Origin of the sequence: Bradyrhizobium sp. HKCCYLRH1030 (assembly GCF_051168395.1) — a bacterium.
Classification (GTDB): Bacteria; Pseudomonadota; Alphaproteobacteria; order Rhizobiales; family Xanthobacteraceae; genus Bradyrhizobium.
Genome location: NZ_JBNPUY010000001.1, coordinates 726952 through 748154 on the forward strand (window position 1 = coordinate 726952; position 21203 = coordinate 748154).

At 64.7% G+C, this 21203-nt stretch carries 19 protein-coding genes; 10 read left to right on the forward strand and 9 right to left on the reverse strand.

The window, feature by feature from the left end; translation table 11 throughout:
- Positions 1–111 precede the first annotated feature (111 nt).
- Together ACQR1E_RS03315 and ppx are read left to right on the forward strand one after the other, a co-directional pair.
- Entirely contained in the window at positions 112–2307 is a 2196-nt protein-coding gene (locus tag ACQR1E_RS03315) for an RNA degradosome polyphosphate kinase (protein WP_434896660.1), read from the forward strand.
- Positions 2308–2349: 42 nt separating this feature from the next.
- Positions 2350–3849 (forward strand): exopolyphosphatase, encoded by a 1500-nt coding sequence (gene ppx, locus ACQR1E_RS03320; protein WP_315826938.1) that lies wholly within the window; start codon positions 2350–2352, stop codon positions 3847–3849.
- A gap of 7 nt (positions 3850–3856) precedes the next feature.
- Here the strand turns inward: ppx and ACQR1E_RS03325 are convergent, their stop codons facing one another.
- Positions 3857–4279, reverse strand: a complete 423-nt coding sequence (locus tag ACQR1E_RS03325; RefSeq protein ID WP_315777495.1) for a globin family protein — start codon at positions 4277–4279, stop codon at positions 3857–3859.
- Positions 4280–4649: 370 nt separating this feature from the next.
- A complete protein-coding gene (locus ACQR1E_RS03330) occupies positions 4650–6137 on the reverse strand; it encodes an aldehyde dehydrogenase family protein (protein WP_315826800.1) in 1488 nt (495 codons plus the stop codon).
- Positions 6138–6255: 118 nt separating this feature from the next.
- On the opposite strand from ACQR1E_RS03330, the gene ACQR1E_RS03335 reads away from it, so the two are divergent.
- Complete coding sequence (locus ACQR1E_RS03335) at positions 6256–7341, forward strand: substrate-binding domain-containing protein (protein ID WP_315712378.1); 1086 nt, start codon at positions 6256–6258, stop codon at positions 7339–7341.
- 37 nt (positions 7342–7378) lie between these two features.
- Here ACQR1E_RS03335 and ACQR1E_RS03340 read toward each other — a convergent pair whose 3' ends face one another.
- Together ACQR1E_RS03340 and ndk are read right to left on the reverse strand one after the other, a co-directional pair.
- Complete coding sequence (locus ACQR1E_RS03340) at positions 7379–8242, reverse strand: TerC family protein (RefSeq protein WP_315712379.1); 864 nt, start codon at positions 8240–8242, stop codon at positions 7379–7381.
- Positions 8243–8321: 79 nt separating this feature from the next.
- The gene (ndk, locus tag ACQR1E_RS03345) at positions 8322–8744 is read right to left on the reverse strand and encodes a nucleoside-diphosphate kinase (protein ID WP_315712380.1); all 423 of its coding nucleotides are present in this window, start codon (positions 8742–8744) and stop codon (positions 8322–8324) included.
- A 285-nt stretch (positions 8745–9029) separates the two neighbouring features.
- Between ndk and ACQR1E_RS03350 the strand changes: the two genes are divergently transcribed.
- From ACQR1E_RS03350 to ACQR1E_RS03360, 3 genes are all read left to right on the forward strand, one after another.
- The gene (locus tag ACQR1E_RS03350) at positions 9030–9299 is read left to right on the forward strand and encodes a sulfur globule protein precursor (protein ID WP_315712648.1); all 270 of its coding nucleotides are present in this window, start codon (positions 9030–9032) and stop codon (positions 9297–9299) included.
- Between the two features lie 189 nt (positions 9300–9488).
- Positions 9489–9680: a hypothetical protein gene (locus ACQR1E_RS03355; RefSeq protein WP_315712381.1), complete on the forward strand. Its 192-nt coding sequence runs from the start codon at positions 9489–9491 to the stop codon at positions 9678–9680.
- Between the two features lie 51 nt (positions 9681–9731).
- Complete coding sequence (locus ACQR1E_RS03360; protein ID WP_434896661.1) at positions 9732–11597, forward strand: ABC-F family ATP-binding cassette domain-containing protein; 1866 nt, start codon at positions 9732–9734, stop codon at positions 11595–11597.
- A 131-nt stretch (positions 11598–11728) separates the two neighbouring features.
- Here ACQR1E_RS03360 and ACQR1E_RS03365 read toward each other — a convergent pair whose 3' ends face one another.
- Positions 11729–12127, reverse strand: coding sequence for an avidin/streptavidin family protein (locus ACQR1E_RS03365; protein ID WP_315712383.1), 399 nt, complete (start codon positions 12125–12127; stop codon positions 11729–11731).
- A gap of 156 nt (positions 12128–12283) precedes the next feature.
- On the opposite strand from ACQR1E_RS03365, the gene ACQR1E_RS03370 reads away from it, so the two are divergent.
- Positions 12284–12517 (forward strand): acetyl-CoA carboxylase biotin carboxyl carrier protein subunit, encoded by a 234-nt coding sequence (locus tag ACQR1E_RS03370; protein WP_315712384.1) that lies wholly within the window; start codon positions 12284–12286, stop codon positions 12515–12517.
- Here ACQR1E_RS03370 and ACQR1E_RS03375 read toward each other — a convergent pair.
- From ACQR1E_RS03375 to ACQR1E_RS03390, 4 genes are all read right to left on the reverse strand, one after another.
- A complete protein-coding gene (locus ACQR1E_RS03375) occupies positions 12514–13332 on the reverse strand; it encodes a phytanoyl-CoA dioxygenase family protein (protein ID WP_315749959.1) in 819 nt (272 codons plus the stop codon). The two genes, ACQR1E_RS03370 and ACQR1E_RS03375, sit on opposite strands and share 4 nt — an antisense overlap.
- Before the next feature lie 15 nt (positions 13333–13347).
- On the reverse strand, positions 13348–13842 hold the full coding sequence (locus ACQR1E_RS03380; RefSeq protein WP_315712649.1) for a hypothetical protein: 495 nt from the start codon (positions 13840–13842) through the stop codon (positions 13348–13350).
- Positions 13843–14046: 204 nt separating this feature from the next.
- A complete protein-coding gene (locus tag ACQR1E_RS03385) occupies positions 14047–14499 on the reverse strand; it encodes a DNA polymerase III subunit chi (RefSeq protein WP_315749957.1) in 453 nt (150 codons plus the stop codon).
- A 9-nt stretch (positions 14500–14508) separates the two neighbouring features.
- Positions 14509–16044 carry a leucyl aminopeptidase gene (locus ACQR1E_RS03390; RefSeq protein ID WP_434896662.1) on the reverse strand — a complete coding sequence of 512 codons (1536 nt, stop codon included), beginning with the start codon at positions 16042–16044 and terminating at the stop codon, positions 14509–14511.
- Between the two features lie 339 nt (positions 16045–16383).
- On the opposite strand from ACQR1E_RS03390, the gene lptF reads away from it, so the two are divergent.
- The 3 genes from lptF to ACQR1E_RS03405 are packed head-to-tail and all read left to right on the forward strand — an operon-like array spanning position 16384 to position 21157.
- Positions 16384–17553 (forward strand): LPS export ABC transporter permease LptF, encoded by a 1170-nt coding sequence (gene lptF, locus ACQR1E_RS03395; protein ID WP_315749956.1) that lies wholly within the window; start codon positions 16384–16386, stop codon positions 17551–17553.
- Positions 17550–18647: an LPS export ABC transporter permease LptG gene (gene lptG, locus ACQR1E_RS03400; protein WP_315712392.1), complete on the forward strand. Its 1098-nt coding sequence runs from the start codon at positions 17550–17552 to the stop codon at positions 18645–18647. The genes lptF and lptG overlap by 4 nt, the downstream gene beginning before the upstream one ends.
- The gene (locus ACQR1E_RS03405) at positions 18647–21157 is read left to right on the forward strand and encodes an LPS-assembly protein LptD (protein WP_315712394.1); all 2511 of its coding nucleotides are present in this window, start codon (positions 18647–18649) and stop codon (positions 21155–21157) included. Before lptG ends, ACQR1E_RS03405 begins: the two co-directional genes overlap by 1 nt.
- Positions 21158–21203: the final 46 nt, after the last annotated feature.

The following is a 21203-nucleotide window of genomic DNA, read 5'->3' on the forward strand; positions in this document are numbered from 1 at the left end:
GGGCACGGAACCCCAATGGTGCCGGCAACGTCATCCCCTGGTTACCCAGATTGGGCTACGGTCGACCGTTCGCGACTGGTTCGCGACTGGATGGATATGGATCGAATTCCGATGGATACCGAGCAAGTTACTGAAATCTCAGAGAAAGAACCGGTCGCCGCGCCGTCCATCGAGATTGCCTCGAGCCCCGAGCGATTCATCAATCGGGAATTGTCCTGGCTTCACTTCAACCGCCGCGTTCTGGAGGAATCGGTCAATCCGCGGCATCCCGCCCTGGAGCGGGTGCGCTTTCTGTCGATTTCCGCCAACAACCTTGATGAATTCTTCATGGTGCGCGTCGCCGGCATCCGCGCCCAGGTCCGCGAGGGCATCGCCGAGCGCAGCCCCGACGGGCTGACGCCGACCGAGCAGCTGAAGCTGATCAACGAGACGGTGTCGCAGCTCGCGATCGACCAGCAGGCGATCTGGCGCGACCTGCGCAAGTTTCTCGGCGAGCTCGGCATCGTGCTCGTCGACGGTCAGGACGTCACCAAGAGCGAGCGCGCCTGGATCGAGGACCACTTCCTCGCCAACATCTTCCCGCTGCTGACGCCACTCGCGATCGATCCGGCGCATCCGTTCCCATTCATCCCGAGCCTCGGCTTCACGGTGGCGCTGCAATTGATCCGCTCCGCCGACGGGCGCCCGATGAACGCCCTCATCCGCATGCCCGGCAAGATCGACCGCTTCATCCGCTTCCCCGGCTCCAAGGATGGCGTGATCCGCCTGATCACCCTGGAACAGGCGACCGGCCTGTTCATCGGCCGGCTGTTTCCCGGCTACACCGTAAAGGGCCAGGGCGCCTTCCGGATCATCCGCGACAGCGAGATCGAGATCGAGGAAGAGGCCGAAGACCTGGTGCGGCTGTTCGAAACCGCGCTGAAGCGGCGCCGTCGCGGCTCGGTGATCCGGCTCGAGATCGAGGCCAACATGCCGGAGGAGCTGCGCCGCTTCGTGCAGAATGCGCTCTCGACCACCGATGACGAGGTGTTCCTGGTCGACGGCGTGCTGGCGATGAACGAGCTGTCGCAACTGACGCGCGTCGACCGGCCCGACCTCGAATTCGCGCCCTATGTGCCGCGCCATCCCGAGCGTGTCCGCGACCATGGCGGCGACATCTTCGCCGCCATCCGGCAGAAGGACCTGATCGTCCATCACCCTTACGAGTCGTTCGACGTCGTCGTGCAGTTCCTGCAGCAGGCGGCGCGCGACCCGGACGTCGTCGCGATCAAGCAGACGCTGTACCGCACCTCCAACAACTCGCCGATCGTGCGCACGCTGGTGGAAGCTGCCGAAGCCGGCAAGTCGGTGACAGCGCTGGTCGAGCTCAAGGCGCGTTTCGACGAGGAGGCCAACATCCGCTGGGCCCGCGATCTGGAGCGCGCCGGCGTGCAGGTCGTCTACGGCTTCCTGGAGCTGAAGACGCATGCCAAACTGTCGATGGTCGTGCGCCGCGAGGGCGGCAGCCTCACCACCTATGTCCACACCGGCACCGGCAACTATCATCCGGTGACGGCGCGCATCTACACCGACCTGTCCTACTTCACATCGGACCCGGTGATCGGCCGCGACGTCACGCGGGTGTTCAACTACATCACCGGCTATGCCGAGCCGATCGACATCGAGAAGATGGCGGTGTCGCCGCTCACGCTTCGCAAGCGCATGATCGAGCACATCCACGGCGAGACCAGCTTCGCCCGCCAGGGCAAGCCGGCCGTGATCTGGATGAAGATGAACTCGCTGGTCGATCCAGACATCATCGACGCGATGTATGAGGCCTCGCAGGCCGGCGTCTCGATCGAGCTGATCGTGCGCGGCATCTGCTGCCTGCGTCCCGGCCTCCCCGGACTGTCGGAGAACATTCGCGTCAAATCGGTGATCGGCCGCTTCCTCGAGCATGGCCGCATCTACTGCTTTGGTATGGGTCAGGGCCTGCCGAGCGCCAAGGCCGCCGTCTACATCTCCTCGGCCGACATGATGCCGCGCAATCTCGACCGCCGCGTCGAGGTGCTGTGCCCGCTTCAGAACCCCACCGTCCATCAGCAGGTCCTGGAACAGATCATGGTCGCAAACCTGAAGGATACCGAGCAGAGCTGGCAATTGTTGCCGGACGGGTCGTCAACGCGTATGAAGGCCGCGAAGGGCGAGGAGCCGTTCAACCTGCACAATTACTTCATGACGAATCCGAGTCTGTCCGGCCGTGGAAAGTCGCTCAAGGAATCATCGCCGCGCCGGCTCACGCGCCGGAATGAACGCCCTCCTTCATAGGGGCTGTCTGCACCGGGGCCTTCTGCAACGGGACATGCCGTGGTGAAGCGGCCCGGCACGAGGTCCGCCAGCGTCGGTGTCATCGACATCGGCTCGAATTCGGTCCGTCTCGTCGTCTACCAGGCGATGGAACGCAGCCTCGTGACCGTGTTCAACGAGAAGGCGCTGTGCGGGCTCGGTCGCGAGGTCCAGACCACCGGCCTGCTCGCGGCCGATGCCGTCGACAAGGCGCTGACCGCGCTGAAGCGCTTCCGCGCGTTGTGCAAGGTGCAGCGGGTGGGGCAAGTGCATGCCATCGCGACCGCCGCCTGCCGCGATGCTTCGAACGGCGCTGATTTCATCGCCAAGGCCGAGAAGATCTGCGGCGTCCCGATCCAGATCCTCACCGGCCCCGAAGAGGCGCGCTATTCGGCGCTCGGTGTCATCTCCGGCATTCACAAGCCCGACGGCATCGTCGGTGATCTCGGCGGCGGCTCACTTGAGCTGATCGACGTGCGCGGGCACCAGGTCCGCAGCGGCGTCACCCTGCCGCTCGGCAGCCTGGCGCTGCAGGATCTCGCCGAGAAATCGCTGAAGAAGGCGCAGCGGATCGCGAGCGAGGCGCTGACCGACCTGCCGCAACTGCTGGCCGGCCAGAACCGCACCTTCTATGCGGTCGGCGGCACCTGGCGCGCGCTGGCGCGCATCCACATCATCCAGAGCGGCTATCCGCTCGGGGTGATGCACGGCTATGCGATTCCGGCGGCCGATGCGCTGGCCTTCGTGCGCCGGCTGCGTCGTCTCGTCGCCGCCGACATGCTGGCCGACATCGAAGCGATCGCCGAGGCGCGGCGCCCGCTGCTTGCCTATGCTGCGCTGGTGCTCGAGCACATCATCCGCGTCGCCAGGCCGACGACTGTCGTGTTCTCGACCTTCGGCGTGCGCGAGGGCCTGCTCTACTCCAAGCTTCCAGACGCCGAGCGCGCCAAGGACGGGCTGCTCTGCGCGGCGCAGGGCCTCAACGAGCTGTTGTCGCGCTCGGCCCAGCATGCCCGCGAGCTGATCGACTGGACCGACCGCCTGTTCCGCGTGATGCACATGCGCGAGACCGAGGACGAGCGCCGGCTGCGGCACGCCGCCTGCCTGCTGTCCGATATCGGCTGGCGCATGCATCCGGACCATCGCGGCGAGCAGACCTACGGCATCGTTCTGAACGGCAATTTCGGCTCGATCAACCACGAGGGCCGCATCTTCGTCGCGCTGTCGGTGTTCTTCCGCTACGAGGGCCTGCGCGACGAGGCGGCGGCGCCTGCCCTCACCGAGCAGCTGAGCCCGGCCCAGATCGATCGTGCGCGCCTGCTCGGCACCGCGTTTCGGGTCGCGCATCTGATCTCGGCGGCGCGGCCCGGCGTGCTGCCCGCAACGCATTTCCGCACCCAGGATCGCAAGCTGATGCTGGTGTTCGAGCACCAGATGGTCGACCTCGTCGCCGATCGTGTCGGCGGGCGCTTCAAGCAGCTCGCGCGTCTCGTCGGCCGCTCCGGCTCGATCGTGCGCAGCTAGATCCGGATCAGGGCCGCCGAGCGCCGACCGAAATTGCGATCATGCGCTTGGCGATGACGCCATAGACTTTGCGCCAGGCCTGCTCGACCTCATCATTCCAATGCGGACCAAGTCCTTTGGCGAGGCTCCACAATAGTGCTTCGCCGACCACCGGATAGTGCTCAGGCCGGACTCCATAGCGCGCATGATTGCGGCCGAGGATGTCGGTGCTCGACAACAGACCAGTCGTCTGATCGAGGCTGCCGACGAGGACCGCCAGGGTCGCGATGAAGTCCCGTTTCAGCACGTCCATGTCGGCGGGAAACATCGCCCGACATTCCGGCGCGAGCTCGAAGACGCGGTCATAGAACGTCGTCGTCATCTGTGTAGCATTGGCAAATACCAAGTCGAACGACGACTTGACGTGCGCAATCTCATCTGCAGTCAGCATGCGCAAGTCCAATTCGAAACAATTCCAATCATGGCCCGATCAGTGGAGCTCGACGTGGTGGTGTCGCGGCGGCGCGAACGGGTTCAAGATTATAAGAAACAGAGGACCGCGCCCTGCGGTACCTGGCAAAGGCGCGGCACCGTGCCGCATCGCTGTCGATTGGCTTGTGATCCTGCCGCGACGATGGCTGGCCGACTCAGTGATCGAAGACGGTAACGGCAACAAACACGACGGCCATCGTGCTTCTCACAGGCCATCGGAGGACGCCGACACGCCAGCCGCCGACCGGCGCCAAGGCCGACTGATCCGTTGGATCGCGCAGACGGCCGCCGATGCGAATGGCGGCCGTCCGCGTCAGCCGACGCCTGGCTCACACCGCGAGGTTCATCCAGACGGATTTCGGCTCCGTGAAGTTGTCCAGCGCGGCCGTGCCGTGCTCGCGGCCCAGTCCGGAGTCACGATCGCCACCCCAAGGCAGCCGCACATCGGTGTAGCCATAGGTGTTGATCCACACGGTGCCAGCGCGCAGGCGCTTGGCGAAGCGATGGACGCGCCCCATGTCGCGGCTCCAGACGCCGGCGGCCAGGCTGTAGGCCGTGCCGTTCGCCATCCGCAGCGCCTCGGCCTCGTCCCTGAACTTGATCACGCTGACCACGGGTCCGAAGATCTCTTCCTGCGAGATCCGCATGTCGTGCGTGACGCCGGCGAAGACGGCGGGGCTGACGAAATAGCCGCGGGCGGCCGCGCGCTGGCCGCCGGTGACGAGCGTGGCGCCTTCGTTGCGTCCGATGTCGACATAGTCGAGGATCGTCTTCATCTGCCGTTCGGAGATGACCGGTCCGAGCGAGGTTGCGCGATCGAGCGGATCGCCGATCCGCAGCGCCCGTGCGCGCTCGGTCAGGCGCTCGACCACCTCGTCATACACGCGCTCGTGCACCAGCACCCGCGATCCGGCCGAGCACACCTGCCCGGTGTTGAAGAAGATGCCGCTGGCCGCAGCCTTCGCGGCGGCCTCGATGTTCGCATCGTCGAAGATGATGTTGGCCGACTTGCCGCCGAGCTCGAGCGAGACGCGTTTGAAGTTGCCGGCCGCCGCCTTCATGATGCCGCGGCCGACGCCGGGCGAGCCGGTGAACGTGACCTTGTCGACGTCGGGGTGGTTGACCAGTGCCTCGCCGACGGTGCGCCCGGGGCCGGTCACGATGTTGAGAACACCGGGCGGCAGTCCGGCTTCGAGCGCGAGCTCCCCGATCCGCAGCGCCGACAGCGACGTCAGCTCGGCGGGCTTCATCACGACGGTGCAGCCGCAGGCCAGCGCCGGCGCGAGCTTCCACATCCCGATCATCAGCGGGAAATTCCACGGCACGATCGCCGCGACCACGCCGACCGGCTCGCGCACCGTATAGGTCAGCGCATCATCGCGCGTGGAGACGACTTCACCGCTGATCTTGTCGGCCCATCCGGCGTAATAGGTGAGCGTATCGATGGCGGCGGGAAGATCCTGGCGCAGGATCGCCGACACCGGCTTGCCGGCATCGAGGCTTTCGAGCTCGATGATCTCGTCGGCATGGTCGCGCAACAGCTGCGCCCATTTCAGAAGGATCGCGCCGCGCTCCGCCGCACGCATCGTTCGCCACGGCCCTTCGAAGGCCTTGCGGGCCGCGGCGACTGCGAGATCGACATCCTCGGCATTGCCCTCGGCGACCGTCGCAATCGCCTGCTCGGTTGCAGGATTGAGCGACGTGAAGGTGCGTCCCGAAACCGAGGGAACATGCCTGCCGCCGATCAGGAGCTGGAACGGCTTCGTCAGATAGGACGTCCCCCTCGAGCCGCGCTCGTAATCATATGCAATCGACATCATATTTCCTCCGTTTGTTGTATACCAATGAAGGTAAGAACAAATATCTGTTCGTAAATATGATATCTGTTGCCTATGGCCGGCGGTCATATGAAGCCGACTTCACAAGCGGGCACTGATGTTGCGGATCGCGATCGAACCTGTCTGGCGCTTCTACAAGGACGACGGCCCGCAGAGCATCGTCGTGATGCTCCGCGTGCTCAGTGAAATCGGGAGGACGGGCAAGATCACCAGCGCGGCCAGTGACGCGCATCTGTCCTATCGTCACGTCTGGAATCTGATCGAGCAGTGGTCTGAATTCTTCGGCGTGCCGCTGGTCGAGACCCAGCGCGGCAAAGGATCGAAGCTCACGGCGTTCGGCGACAAGCTGGTCTGGGCCGGCGAGCGCATGCAGGCTCGCCTCGGCCCGCAGCTCGACAATCTGGCGCAGGAGCTGGTGACCGAGATCAAGCCGTTCCTGCAGTCGCATCCTGGCGTGATCCGCGTTCACGCCAGCCACGGCTTTGCCGTCGCCAAGCTGCGCGAGCTGTTGGATCGCGAGTCAGGCGTCGGGGTCGATGTCCGCTATGTCAGCAGCCAGCATTCGCTGGCCTCGCTGGCGCAAGGCGAATGCGACCTGTCGGGACTGCATCTGCCGCGCGGCGAGCTGCGTGCCCAGAACATCCAGGCCTGCCGGGATTGGCTCGATCCCAAGCAGGACTGCGTCATCAGCTTCGTGACCCGCGAGATGGGGCTGATGGTCAAGCGCGGCAATCCGCTGTCCATCCGCTCATTGGCCGATCTTGCCGACGGCAGGGCGCGCTTCGTCAATCGCGATCATGATTCCGGCACCCGCCTGTTGTTCGATCAGTTGCTCGCGTCACAAGGCATCGACGAAACCAGCATCAATGGCGCGCAGCAGATCGAGTTCACCCATGCCGCCGTCGCCGCCTATGTCGCGAGCGGCATGGCCGACGTCTGCTTCGGCGTCGAGGCCGCCGCGCGGCAGTTCGGGCTCGACTTCATCCGTATCCTCACCGAGGATTATTTTTTCGCCTGCCATAAATCGTTTCTGGAAACCGACCCGATGCGGCGGGTGCTCGAGGTGATGAAGGGCGACGAATTCCATCGCGCCGTCGCTGCCCTGCCCGGCTACCAGCCAGCCGCCACGGGATCGGTCCACACCGTTCGCGAATTCCTCGATCGGCTGGATGCGGAGTCCTGACGCCGCCCGGTCGGATGCGGCGCGTCCTGACGATCAGCTACGGCAGATCGACGCCGCGCGCCGGCACCGGCTGCAGCTCGCTCTCGGCCTGACGCTGCAGCGCGCGGCCGCGCCAGATCGAGCCGGCGATCAGCACCACACCGGCGCCGATCAGCGACATCAGCGTCTCCATGACATCGACATGGCTCGCGAGATTGGTCTTGCCGGCGAACAGCGCCGAGGTCGCCTCGATGTTGATGAGGACGGTGCCGTCGAGCAGATGGTGCAGCATCGGCTCGATCGCGGGATCGGTCGCGATCACCTCGCCGGCCACCCAGCCGAGCAGCATCGCGCCGAGCCAGACCAGCAGCGGGACCCGATCGAGCACCAGCATGATCAGCGCGGCACCCGCGATGATCAGCGGGATGCTCATGGCAAGGCCGATGATCAGCAGGGACGCCTGGCCGTTGGCGGCCGCAGCCACCGCGATCACGTTGTCGAGGCTCATCACGAGGTCGGCGAGCGCGACGATGCGGACCGCATGCCACAGCGTCGTGCCGGCCGCGATCTCGTCGTTCTCGTCCTCGGGCACCAGCAGCTTGGCGGCGATCACGATCAGTGCCAGCCCGCCGATCAATTTCAGGTATGGCAGCGCCATCAGGGTGGCGACGATGCCGGTAAAGGCGATGCGCAGTGCGACGGCAATGCCGGAGCCGGCCACCATGCCCCAGAAGCGATGCTTGCCGTGCAGGCCGCGGCAGGCGAGCGCGATGACCAGCGCATTGTCGCCCGACAACAGCACATTGATCCAGACGATCTTGCCGAGCGCGAGCCAGAAGCCCGGGCTCTGCAGGTCGGCCTCGAATTGAGCGAGCACATGGCCGAAGCTGGCGGAATCGGCGAGTTGCGATAGCCAGTTCACGGCCGGGCCTTTCAGATAAGTTCAGCGCAGAGCACGAAGGTCGTGCGGCTGAGGGGGCCCTCAGCCGCACGAGGATCGATCAACCGACGATCTCGTTGCCGGAGAAGAACTGCGCGATCTCGATCGCTGCCGTTTCCGCCGCGTCGGAACCGTGCACCGAGTTCTCGCCGATCGACTTCGCATGCAGCTTGCGGATGGTACCGTCGGCCGCCTTCGACGGGTCGGTGGCGCCCATCACGTCGCGGTACTTCAGGATGGCGCCCTCGCCCTCCAGCACCTGGACCACGACCGGGCCGGAGATCATGAAATCGACCAGTTCGCCGAAGAATGGCCGCGCCTTGTGCACGGCATAGAAGGTCTCGGCCTGATCGCGGGTCATGCGGATGCGCTTCTGGGCCACGATCCGCAGGCCGGCCTTCTCGATCAGCGCGTTGATCGCGCCGGTGAGATTACGCTCGGTCGCGTCGGGCTTGATGATCGAAAAGGTGCGCTCAATCGCCATGATATCGTCCTTGGAGGTGCGGGATTTCGGTGAGTTGCGGGCTTATATCGACGCGATCGGCCGACGGCAAGCGACCGGGGCCCCTGCCGGAGCGCGACGCCTTACGACAATTTCACAATTCTGAACATAGTCTGAAGGCTCCGTGCCACCCGTGTTCAGCTCGAAGCTCCTAGGGTGTTCGCATCGGGCGAGGACGAGCCAGCAATACGACCGGTGGCCGCCCTCTCCCAGCCTCATCCGTCGGACAATTTCGGCGCCACCAGCGCTGTCATCCAGGAGACGATCATGTTGCGCAAACTCTCCCTCATCGCGGCGGCCACCGTTGCCCTCGGCGCAGCCGCCCTCGCCCCGACTGCCGCCTCGGCTCACTGGCATGGCGGCTGGCATGGGGGCGGTTGGCACGGAGGCTACGGCGGATGGCACCGTCCGTTCTACGGCCCGCGCTTCTTCGTCGGTGGCCCGGTCTACAGCTACGGCTATGGCGGCTGCTACGTGCGCCGCGTGGTTCCGACCCCGTGGGGACCGCGCTGGCGGTGGATCAACCGCTGCTATTGATACGAGCCTCGGCGCGGCACCCGCCCCCCGCCGCACCGAACTCGCATCGCCCCGGCGTCTCCCCCACGCCGGGGCTTTTTTTGTGCATTTTCAACCTCATTTCGGGGTCTTCCGGTCGGGAGCGGGAAACAAATCGAGCGGTCACGACTTGTTACGGCATCGTCCTGCAACTGCTCGTGGAACTCCCTCATGTCTGGCCGCACCGCCGATTTCAGCGAGGCGCTCGATCGCAAGACCAGCCGGTCGATCTGCGAGGCCGTCGGCGAACGCCTGCAACGCAGCCTGCCGCCGGACGGCTCTCGTCTGCCGGCTCAGCTTGCGGACCTGATGAACGAGTTGCGCAAGCGCGACGAGACCGGGATGAGCCTCTCCGGCCGCTGAGACCGCGACAAAGCGGTTGCCTTTGGCCGCGCGCGCGGTGACAAGGCGCGCATGCTTTCCATCACCGACATCTCCATCCGCCTCGCCGGACGGCTTCTCATCGACCAGAGCTCAGTGCAGATTCCGCCCGGCGCGCGCGTCGGACTGGTCGGCCGCAACGGCACCGGCAAGTCGACCCTGTTCAAGGCGATCCGCGGCGAACTGTCGCTGGAGACCGGCAGCATCACCGTGCCGCCGCGGTGGCGCATCGGCAGCCTGGCCCAGGAAGCCCCGAGCGGGCCCGAAAGCCTGATCGAGGTGGTTCTCCGGGCCGACCTCGAGCGGCATGCGCTGCTGCAGGAGGCCGAGACCGCCCATGACGCACACCGCATCGCCGAGATCCAGACCCGGCTCGTCGACATCGACGCGCATTCCGCCCCGGCGCGCGCGGCCGCTATTCTCAGCGGCCTTGGATTTTCCGCCGCGGATCAGGCGCGAGCCTGCGCCGAGTTCTCCGGCGGCTGGCGCATGCGGGTCGCCCTTGCGGCAACGCTGTTCGCCGCGCCCGACCTGCTCCTGCTGGACGAGCCGACAAACTATCTCGACCTCGAGGGCACGCTGTGGCTCGAGGATCATCTGGCGCATTATCCGCGCACGGTGATCGTGATCAGCCACGACCGCGATCTCCTGGAAACCTCCGTCGACCAGATCCTGCATCTCGACCGTTGCAAGCTCACACTATATCGCGGCAGCTACTCCTCCTACGAGGAACAGCGCGCCACCCGCGAGATGCTCGATGCCAAGGCGGTCAAGCGCCAGGAAGCGGAGCGCGCGCGGCTGCAGGCCTTCGTCGAGCGCTTCAAGGCCAAGGCCTCGAAGGCGCGCCAGGCGCAGTCCCGCGTCAAGATGCTGGAGCGGATGAAGCCGATCACCGCGCTCGTCACCCAGGACGTGCACGAGATCACCTTCCCCGCACCGGAGCGACTGCTGTCGCCGCCGATCATCGCGGTCGACAACGCCTCGGTCGGCTACGATCCCGCGCAACCGGTGCTCAACAGAGTCACCTTACGCATCGACAATGACGACCGCGTCGCATTGCTCGGCGCCAACGGCAATGGCAAGTCCACGCTGGTGAAGCTGCTCGCCGGCCGGCTCACACCGTTTTCCGGCAAGGTCACGCGCGCCGACAAGCTGTCGATCGCCTATTTCGCCCAGCACCAGCTCGATGAGCTGGACGAGACTGGATCGCCGTATAGTCACGTGCGCAAGCTGATGGGCGATGCGCCGGAATCGAAAGTGCGCGCGCGCGCCGGCGCGATCGGATTTTCCGGCAAGGCCACCGACACGCTGGTGAAGAGCCTGTCGGGCGGCGAGAAGGCGCGGCTGCTGCTCGGGCTCGCGACCTTCTTCGGCCCCAACATGATCATCCTGGACGAGCCGACCAACCATCTCGACATCGACAGCCGCGCCGCGCTGGCCGAAGCGATCAACGAATTTCCCGGCGCCGTGATCATGGTGTCGCACGATCGCTATCTGATCGAGGCCTGCGCCGACCGCCTCTGGGTCGTCGCCGACCGCACCGTGAAGACCTATGATGGCGACCTCGATGACTACAGGCGCATGGTCTTGTCGACGCGCAGCACGCCGGCCCGCGACAACGAGCGCTCTCAGGTCGCCGAGAAGACCGAGCGGCCCCGCAGCGATAACAAGCGCAGCGGGCTGAAGCAGAAGATTGCGGCAGCCGAAGCCGAGATCGCCCGCATCACCGAGATCATCGCCAAGATCGACGGCGCGCTGTCGCTGCCCGACATCTTCACGCGCGACCCAAAGCAGGCCGCGCAATTGTCGAAGGCGCGGGCCAATGCCGCCGACGCGCTGGCGCGCGCCGAGGAGCAGTGGCTGGAAGCCAGCACGCTGCATGACGAGGCGGGGAGCTGAAGCGCCCCGAGCCTCGGATCGGCATTCGGCCGAAAGTCGCCGATAGCTCGGCTTTCAGCTGCTTCCAAGTCGAAAGCCTTCGCGGTCGGCGGCTAACACGGCTGAATGCGGGATCGGAGCGAGCGACCGGATCAATTGGTTCGCTGGAACAGGTCGGCACCCGGCAGATTGCCGAGATCACCGTTGGGCTGAATGTAGAAGAGATTCCAATTCGCCCGAAGTTGATTGCCGCCGACTTGGCCTCTCCAACGCGTGATGGAATTGCACTGGGCAAAAGTCACGACCAGCATAACGGCGCTGCCGGCGGATCTGCCGGATACCGGATAGGGAATACCCTGGCACGCGAACCCAGATGCGTTGTTGGTGAATTGCCCTCGCACCTGCCCATCGGTGACTGACCAGATCTCGAGAACCGAGCCTCGTTGATTGGTCCATCTCGACGGCGCCGGCAGGACGTCGGCACGCGCAGCAATCGACGAAACCACGACAATCATGCCTGCGAAAAGATACTTGCTGAAGAACCACTTCATGGCGCGCCTCGCTATGCCCAGAGCTAGAGGTAGCAACGATGACTACATACATCCATAAGATTGAAAGCGCCATTGTAGCAGAATCAAAATTGCTCTACTTTTGGTAGCTGACGTTGATGTTTGAGGTTCGATTGAGGCGATTCAGGAGGACGAAACATGAACAAGCAGCTTTACGCTCGACTTGACGGCTTGCTCTACGACGTCTGCGTCAAGGCCGGTCAAAAGGTGAAGACCGGTGAGGTCCTCTACGTCATCGAGGCGGCCAAATCACAACTGTCGGTGAAAGCTCCCTACTCCGGGACAATCAGTCAGGTCAGGCGCAAAGCGGGCGATACGTTGAACGCGACCGATGTCGTGATGGAGCTGGATGCGGAGGACGCGGCAGCTTAATCGTCGCCGAAGTTCGGAGTCCTCTGCAGATGGATCGGCGACGACGCGCCGTTGTAGACCGTCGCTCGATCCAGCACGCGCTCGGCCTCGGCGGACGGCCAGGATCTTTCGATCTTGGGCCGCTTTCTGTCGAAGGCGCATTGCAGCCCCTCCGGGAGATCCGACCAGAACGGCACGAAGGACAACACGATCAGGGCTCGGTCTTCGCTCGAATTGTTCGCATGGGATGCGTGAAGGAGCCTGCCGTCGCGAACGATGAGATCCCCCTTCCGAACAGCAACATCAACTTCGTCTGGCCTTGTGGAAACCAGCACGTCGTCGACATGCAGAACCCGATCGGGATGTGTCGGCCTGCCCTCGATCAATGCATGTAGATCGTTCTTGCGCCGATGACTGCCGGGAAGCACGCGCAAGCATCCGTTTGCGGCACTCGTGTCGGTCAAATAGTACATGAAATAGAGAATTGGAGGCGTGGCGCCGTAACTCACGGCGCTCGACCAGCCCCACCAATCCTGGTGCCAGTGCAGCCTCGGACATCCGGCCGGCTTGGAGATCAGAAATCCAGCAAAGAAGCGCGCATCCCGGTATCCGGCGCGCTCCAACAATTCATATTGTGCATCGAAGAGAATGATCGGCGCGAAATCGACCGAAAAGTTGACCGAGACAACAAGCCCGAGATGGGGCTCCGCTCTCGCCTCACGACTGGCCCGAGACTTGATTCGATTGCCGGCCTCCAACAATTCGCGAGGAAGAAAATCACGGCGCACCGCATACCCGGCCTCCTCCAACTCGCGACGGAGGCCGGTTATTTGCATGGCCGCCTCCCGCCGTCAGCTCGTCCGCTTCTTCGCCTTCGGCTTCGCCACCTTCGGCGCCGGTCCCGGATCGGGCGCGCGCTCGACCGAGGTCAGGCGGCCGGAGCTGAACGTGTAGACGCCGGCGCGTGCGCCGCGCAGCCAGGTCACCGTGGCCACGCGCTCGCCGCCATTGCTCGAGATGTTGACGTTGTCGGGTGCACCGATGCCGCGCACCACGTCGCATTCGGTGTGGCCGAGTGCGACGGTGCCGCCGGCAGCCGGCGTCGCGGCGGCGGGATCATTCGCCAGCGCGTTCGCGCCCGCAGCATCGGCCGCAGGCGCCATGCCCGGGCATGCGCCTTCGGCGCTCACAAGATCCTCAGCCGTGACCGGCTTGTCCGGCGTCAGCGGCGGCGCGTCGATCGAGATGTTTCTGATGAACAGGCGCTGCGGCCGGTTGAACCACTCGGCGTCCTTGGACAGGAAATCGGGCGTGCTCGAGCATCCGGCGACGACCGGGGCAAGCACAAGGAACGCCAGAGCGCGCGTCAGCTGTTTGGTGTGGTCTCGCACGATGAACCTTGCTGAATTGCAACCTGTGGACACTCTAACGTGTTGTCCCAACATCACTTTGCGGCACGTTCGTGACTTTGCCAACGCTCTGCCGGTAAATCGGCAGATTATCATTAATCACGTGGCGCTGCCATCATCGGCGCTTCACGGGCCTCCGTATCATTGTCGGCGCTGCCAGCGCCCCCGTTCATCCGCCTGCCAGTAGGTGACCTCGAATCCCCGCGATTTGCAATCGGTCCACGCCGATCTCGCAGCCGCGAGCGCGTCCGCATCATCGCCGTTGAACACGAGCACCATGCGCTCGTAGCTGTGCGAGTCCGATGGCAGCGCCGCGTTATCCACCAGGAAACGGACGTTCGCGCCGTTGGGATTGCTTTCTTCCACCGCGAGCACGATCGGCTGGTCGGCCACATCGGCCACCCGCCAGGTGGCGTGCGGCAGAAACGAATCGTCGCGATAGGTCCACAGATGCGCATCGAGCGCATCCGCGCGCTCCTCCGATGTCGACTGCACCACGACGCGCCAACCGCGCTCGAGCGACTTCTCGAGCAGCGGCGGCAGCACGCCTTCCACGGTCATGTTCTGCAGGTGGTAGAACAGGACTTCGGTCATCGCCCCGCGTCACGCCTTGGCGCTGGATTTGGCTTCAGCTTTGGTGTCGGATCTGGATTCGTAGGAGTCCCACACCAGCCGATCGAGCAGCCGGACGCCATAGCCCGATCCCCAGCTCTGGTTGATCTCCGATTTCGGCGCGCCCATCGCGGTGCCGGCGATGTCGAGATGCGCCCACGGCGTGTCGTTGACGAAGCGCTGCAGGAATTGCGCGGCGGTGATCGAGCCGCCATGGCGTCCGCCGGTATTCTTCATGTCGGCGAACTGCGAATCGATCAGCTTGTCGTATTCGTGGCCGAGCGGCATGCGCCACACCTTCTCACCCGTCTCCTGCCCCGCCTTGAACAGCTTGTCGGCGAGATCATCATTGTTGGTGAAGAGACCGGCATGCTCGGTGCCGAGCGCGACCATGATCGCGCCGGTCAAGGTCGCCAGGTCGATCATGAATTTCGGCTTGAACTTGGTCGCGACGTACCACAGCACGTCGGCGAGCACGAGGCGTCCCTCCGCATCGGTGTTGATGATCTCGATGGTCTGGCCCGACATCGAGGTGACGATGTCGCCCGGACGCTGGGCGTTGCCGTCCGGCATGTTCTCGACCAGGCCGATGGCGCCGATCACGTTGGCCTTGGCCTTGCGTGCGGCGAGTGCATGCATCAGGCCGACCACGCAGGCCGCGCCGCCCATGTCGCCCTTCATGTCCTCCATCGAGCCGGCCGGCTTGATCGAGATGCCGCCGGTGTCGAAGCACACGCCCTTGCCGATGAAGGCGACCGGCTGCTCGCCGCGCTTGCCGCCATTGTAGTGCATCACGACGGTGCGGCTCGGCCGTGCCGAGCCCTGGCCGACGCCGAGCAGCGCGCCCATGCCGAGTTTCTTCATCGCGGGCACGTCGAGGATCTCGACGGTGACGCCGAGCTTGCGCAAGGCGGCAGCGCGTTTGGCGAACTCTTCCGGGTAGAGCACGTTCGGCGGCTCGTTGACGAGATCGCGCGCCAGTATCACCCCGTCGGTCACGTGGGATCGCGGCGCGAAGGCCTTCTTGGCCGCCGCGACGTCCGCCACGGCGATCGAGACATTGGCGCTGACGGCGCCCTCCTCGTCCTTCTTCTTGGTCTTGTAACGGTCGAACCGATAGGCCCGCAGCCGGATCCCGGCGGCCAGCGAGCTGACCTGATCCGGCAACAGCGGTCCCGAAGGCAGCTCGGCGAGCACCGCCACCGCTTCAGTTCCGGCGTTCAGCTTTCCGGCTAAAGTCCCGCCGTATTTGAGGAAATCCTTGTCCTTGAGGTCCGATCCCTTGCCGATGCCGATGACGATCAAGCGCTGAATCTTGATTCCCTCAGGAGCCAGCAGATCCAACACCGCGCCATCCTTGCCCTTGAACCGGGCTGCCCCGGCCGCGCGCTTGATCAGGTCCGAGGCTCCCCCGAGCGCCTTCTCGGTCGCGACTCCAAGACGCAGGGTGTCATCGCAGAACGCCACCACGATGCCACGCGGGGCGGTCGACAGCGGGACGAAGCCGACCTTGACGGCGTCGGACATCAAGCAATCCTCCAAATTTCGACGTGATGAGCCGCCACGTTCGACCGAAAACCTCAAGGGCCAGACGCGGATGGCGGCAGTTCGGAACCCAACTTGACAGCAGTATGGCCTGCCCGGACCGCGGCTGCCAAGCGCCGCGTGGCGGGCCAGTCACAATCATGAAATTTTGACCGTATTTTCGGGGCGCCACGCCACAGCCATTTTGTCGACGGATCAACGAGATGGTAATGATATTCACTGCTCTTGGAACGTCACGGCGACAGCGGCCTTGGGGGACCCGTTTCAAGGGGGGCTGCAGCGCTCGTTCCGGGACTGCTGATTGGGGATCGAGCGCAGACGATGGGGTCCATCGACAGGTACATCTTTCGCACGACGCTGGCGTCGTTCGCGCTGGTGTTGGTCAGCCTCACCGGCGTGATCTGGATTACGCAGGCGTTGCGCGGCATCGACCTGATGACCAGCCAGGGCCAGACGATCCTGACCTTCCTTGGCATCACCGGGCTCGTGATTCCCTCCCTGCTCGGCGTCATCGCGCCGATCGCGCTGATGATCGCGGTCTCGCACACGCTGAACAAGCTGGCGACCGATTCGGAGATCATCGTCATGAACGCCGCCGGCATGTCGCCGATCCGGCTGTTCGTGCCGTTCGCCTATGCCACCTGCGCGGTAGCCGTGCTGGTGACGGTGATCGCCGCCTTCTTCGCCCCCGACGGCCTGCGCCGGATCAAGCAGTGGGATGCCGAGATCACCGCCGACGTGCTCGCCAACATCCTACAGCCCGGGCGGTTCGCGCAGCTCGACCAGAACCTGACCATCCGGATCCGCGAGCGCCAGCCCGGCGGTGAGCTGTCCGGCATCCTGATCGACGACCGCCGCGACCCCAAGGAGCGAATCACGATCATCGCCGAGAAGGGCACCGTCGTGAAGAATGCCGACGGCTCGTTCCTGGTGCTGGAGGACGGCAATCTGGAACGCTTCGAGCTCGGCAAGCGCGAGCCGGCGATGGTCGCGTTCGCCCGCTACGCCTTCGACATGTCGAAGTTTTCGAACCAGGGCCGCGACGTCACGCTCGGCATCCGCGAGCGCTATCTGTGGGAACTGATGGCGCCCGCCGAAAACGATCCGATCTACAAGCAGATCCCGGGACAATTCCGCCAGGAATTGCACGACCGCTTCCTGGCGCCGATCTATCCGTTCGCCTTCGCTGCCCTCACCTTCGCATTCCTGGGCGCGCCGCGGACCACACGCCAGAGCCGCAACTTCTCGTTCGGCAGCGCCATTCTCGCCGTGTTCGGCGTCCGCATGGCGGGCTTCGCCTGCTCGGTCATGACCGTGAAGACGCCGATGGCGGCGCTGGTGCAGTACCTCATGCTGTTCGGCGTGCTCGGCCTCAGCATCTGGATCATCATCGGCGGCGTGGTGGTCGAGCCGCCGGCGCGGCTGATGGAAGCCATCAACCGGTCGAACGCGCGGATCGCACGCCTGTTCGGAAGGCCGGCCACCGCATGAGCATGGTCACCAACACGCTCGGGCGCTATTTCGCCGGCCGCTTCCTGGTCTCGGCGGTCGGCGTGTTCGCGAGCATCTTCATCCTGCTCGTGCTCGTCGACTACATCGAGATGGTACGCAAGACCTCCGGGCTCGCCTCGGCCTCGGCGCTGATGGTGGCGGAGACGTCGCTGTTCCGGGTGCCGCAATTGCTCGAGAAGATGATGCCGTTCTGCGTCCTGATCGGCGCCATGACCTGCTATCTCGCGCTGTCGCGCCGACTCGAACTCGTGGTGGCACGCGCGGCCGGGGTCTCCGCCTGGCAGTTCATCGCGCCGGCGCTGGCAAGCGCCATCGTGCTCGGGCTGATGGCGACGACCCTCTACAACCCGATGTCGGCAAATCTGCGCGAGCTCTCCAAGCGCATGGAGGCCGAGCTGTTCGGCGCCGCCCCGGGCGGCGGCGTGCAGGACGCGGCCGGCTTCTGGCTCAACCAGATCAACCCCGACGGCTCTGTCATCATCAATGCCGCGCGCAGCGAGCAGCAGGGCGTCCGCCTGACCGGACTGACCCTGTTCCGTTTTGATACGGACAAGCACTTCAAGGAACGAATCGAAGCGCGCGAGGCGACCCTGGAAGAAGGCCGGTGGGTCTTCCGGTCCGTGCGCCGATTCTCCCTCGATGCGCCGCCGGTCGACGAACCGACGTACATTCTTCCGACCAGCCTGACGCCGGCACAGGTCCGAAACAGCTTCTCCACCCCCGAAACTGTGTCGTTTTGGCAACTTCCGACATACATCCGCTCGTCGGAGAGCTCGGGCTTCGCGACCGCGGGGTACAAACTGCAGTATCATAAGCTGATCGCGCAGCCGTTTTTGCTGGCTGCGATGGTCATGCTGGCTGCGTCCGTGTCGCTCAGGTTCTTCCGAATGGGTGGCGTACAGAAAATGGTTTTGAGTGGCGTGGGCGCCGGGTTTCTGCTCTACGTTCTGTCGAAAGTAACTGAAGATTTGAGCAAGGCTGAGTTGATGAATCCGATCGCTGCGGCGTGGCTGCCGGTGTTCGTCGGCGGCCTCACGGGCTTCATGGCCTTGCTCTACCAGGAGGACGGCTAGTGTCGTTCGTTGCCGTCCGTCAGACAGCGCTCGCCGCGCTTCGGCAGCATGCCGTTGCGCGCGTCGGTTGCGCGCGCGTGCGTCGCGCCGGGTCTGGCGTACTTGGATTCGTTTTGGCCTGCGGGCTCGGCCTGATGGTCGCTGCTGCGACCGCGGTCGTGGCGCCGACCCCTGCCGTCGCGCAGGGCTTCACCTACAATCCGCGCCCGCCCAAGGCGCCGCCGCCGCGCGTCGCCAACGACAACCAGATGCTGGTGCAGGCGACCGAGGTCGATTACGACTACAACAACTCGCGCGTGTCGGCGGTCGGCAACGTGCAACTGTTCTACAACGGCACCTCGGTCGAGGCCGACCGGGTGATCTACGACCAGAAGACCAAGCGCCTGCATGCGGAAGGCAACATCCGCATGACCGACGCCGACGGCAAGATCACCTACGCCAACAGCCTCGATCTGTCGGACGACTATCGTGACGGCTTTGTCGATTCGCTGCGCGTCGAGACCGAGGATCAGACGCGGATGGCGGCGACCCGCGCTGACCGCTCCAAGGGCAATTACACCGTCTTCGAGAACGGCGTGTACACCGCCTGCGCACCGTGCAAGGACGATCCGAAGAAGCCGCCGCTGTGGCAGGTCAAGGGTGCGCGCATCATCCACGACCAGACCGAGAAGATGCTGTATTTCGAGAACGCCCAGCTCGAATTCTTCGGCGTTCCTCTGGCCTACATCCCCTACTTCTCGACGCCCGATCCGACCGTGAAGCGCAAGAGCGGCTTCCTGATGCCCGGCGTCACCCAGACCGGCGGCTACGGCTTCGGCGTCGACATCCCCTATTACTGGGCGATCGCGCCGGATTACGACGCGACCTTCACGCCGCGCATCACCTCCAAGCAGGGCGTGCTGCTGCAGACCGAGTTCCGCCAGCGCCTCAGCAATGGCGGCTATCAGGTGCGCCTGTACGGCATCGATCAGCTCGACCGCAACGCCTTCGCCGGCCAGCCGGGCGACCGCCAGTTCCGCGGCGGTGTCGACACCAAGGGCCAGTTCGCGCTCAACGACAAGTGGGTCTGGGGCTGGGACGGCATCCTGCTGTCCGATTACATGTTCCTGTCGGATTACCGGCTGGCGCAGTACCGCGACCCGTTCAACTCGTTCATGAGCCTGCCGACCGAGGCGATCTCGCAGCTGTATTTGACCGGCGTTGGCAGCCGCAGCTTCTTCGACGTCAGGGCGATCCACTATCTGAGCTTCTCGGGCAACCAGCAGACCGTGCCGGTTGTCTATCCGGTGCTGGATTACTCGAACGTGCTGAACTATCCCGTGTTCGGCGGCGAGTTCAGCTACAAGACCAACTTCGTCAATCTGAGCCGCCAGACGGCGGTGTTCGATCCGATCACCACCACGGCCAACACCAACGGCCTGTGCACGACGACATCGGCTGACCCGCTTGCGCGCCTGCCGACGCAGTGCCTGCTGCGCGCCACGCCCGGCACCTACACCCGCCTGACTGCGCAGGCGGAGTGGCGGCGGTCGTTCACGGATCCCTACGGCCAGATCTGGACGCCGTTCGCGATCCTGCGCGCGGATGCGATCAACGCCAACGTCTCGAACCAGCCGGGTGTGGGCAACTTCCTGCAGACCGGCGACACCCAGGCGCTGCGGCTGATGCCGACGGTCGGCCTGGAATATCGCTACCCGTTCATCAACGTTCAGCCGTGGGGCACGACGACGATCGAGCCGATCGCGCAAGTGATCATCCGGCCGAACGAGACCTATGCCGGCCGGCTGCCGAACGAGGACGCCCAGAGCATGGTGTTCGACGCCAGCAACCTGTTCAGTGTCGACAAGTTCTCCGGCTACGACCGCGTCGAGGGCGGCGGGCGCGCCAATGTCGGCGTCCAGGCGACCACGCAGTTCGACCGCGGCGGCACCATCAACGTGCTATTCGGCCAGTCCTATCACCTGTTCGGGATGAACTCGTTCGCGGTGCAGGACGCCAACAACACCGCCATCGGCTCCGGCCTGGACAAGAACGTCTCGGACTACGTGGCGCGGGTCGACTACTCGCCCAACCGCACCTACACGTTCAGCATGCGCAGCCGGTTCGACCAGCAGACCCTGAACATCCAGCGCTTCGAGGCGGAAGCCAAGGCGAACTTCGACCGCTGGTCGGTGGCCCTGACCTACGGCAACTATGCTGCCGATCCGGCGATCGGTTACCTCACCCGTCGTGAGGGCATCCTGGGCAGCGGCTCGGTCAAGGTGGCACCGAACTGGGTCGTGACGGGCGCCGCGCGGTGGGACCTCGCTGCCAACAAGATCAACCAGTATGTGATCGGCGCGGGCTATGTGGACGACTGTTTCGTGCTGGCCGCCAACTATGTAACGTCGTATAATTATACGGCAGGCACCACTCCACCCGTTCTGAGCCATGCCTATATGCTCCAGATCGGGCTTCGGACGCTTGCCACGACCTCGTCGACGGGAACCGGGGCTGGCGGCCTTCAGTAGTGCGCGCCAGTCTCCGACGGGCCGCTCCGTGGGGTTCGAAAGTCCC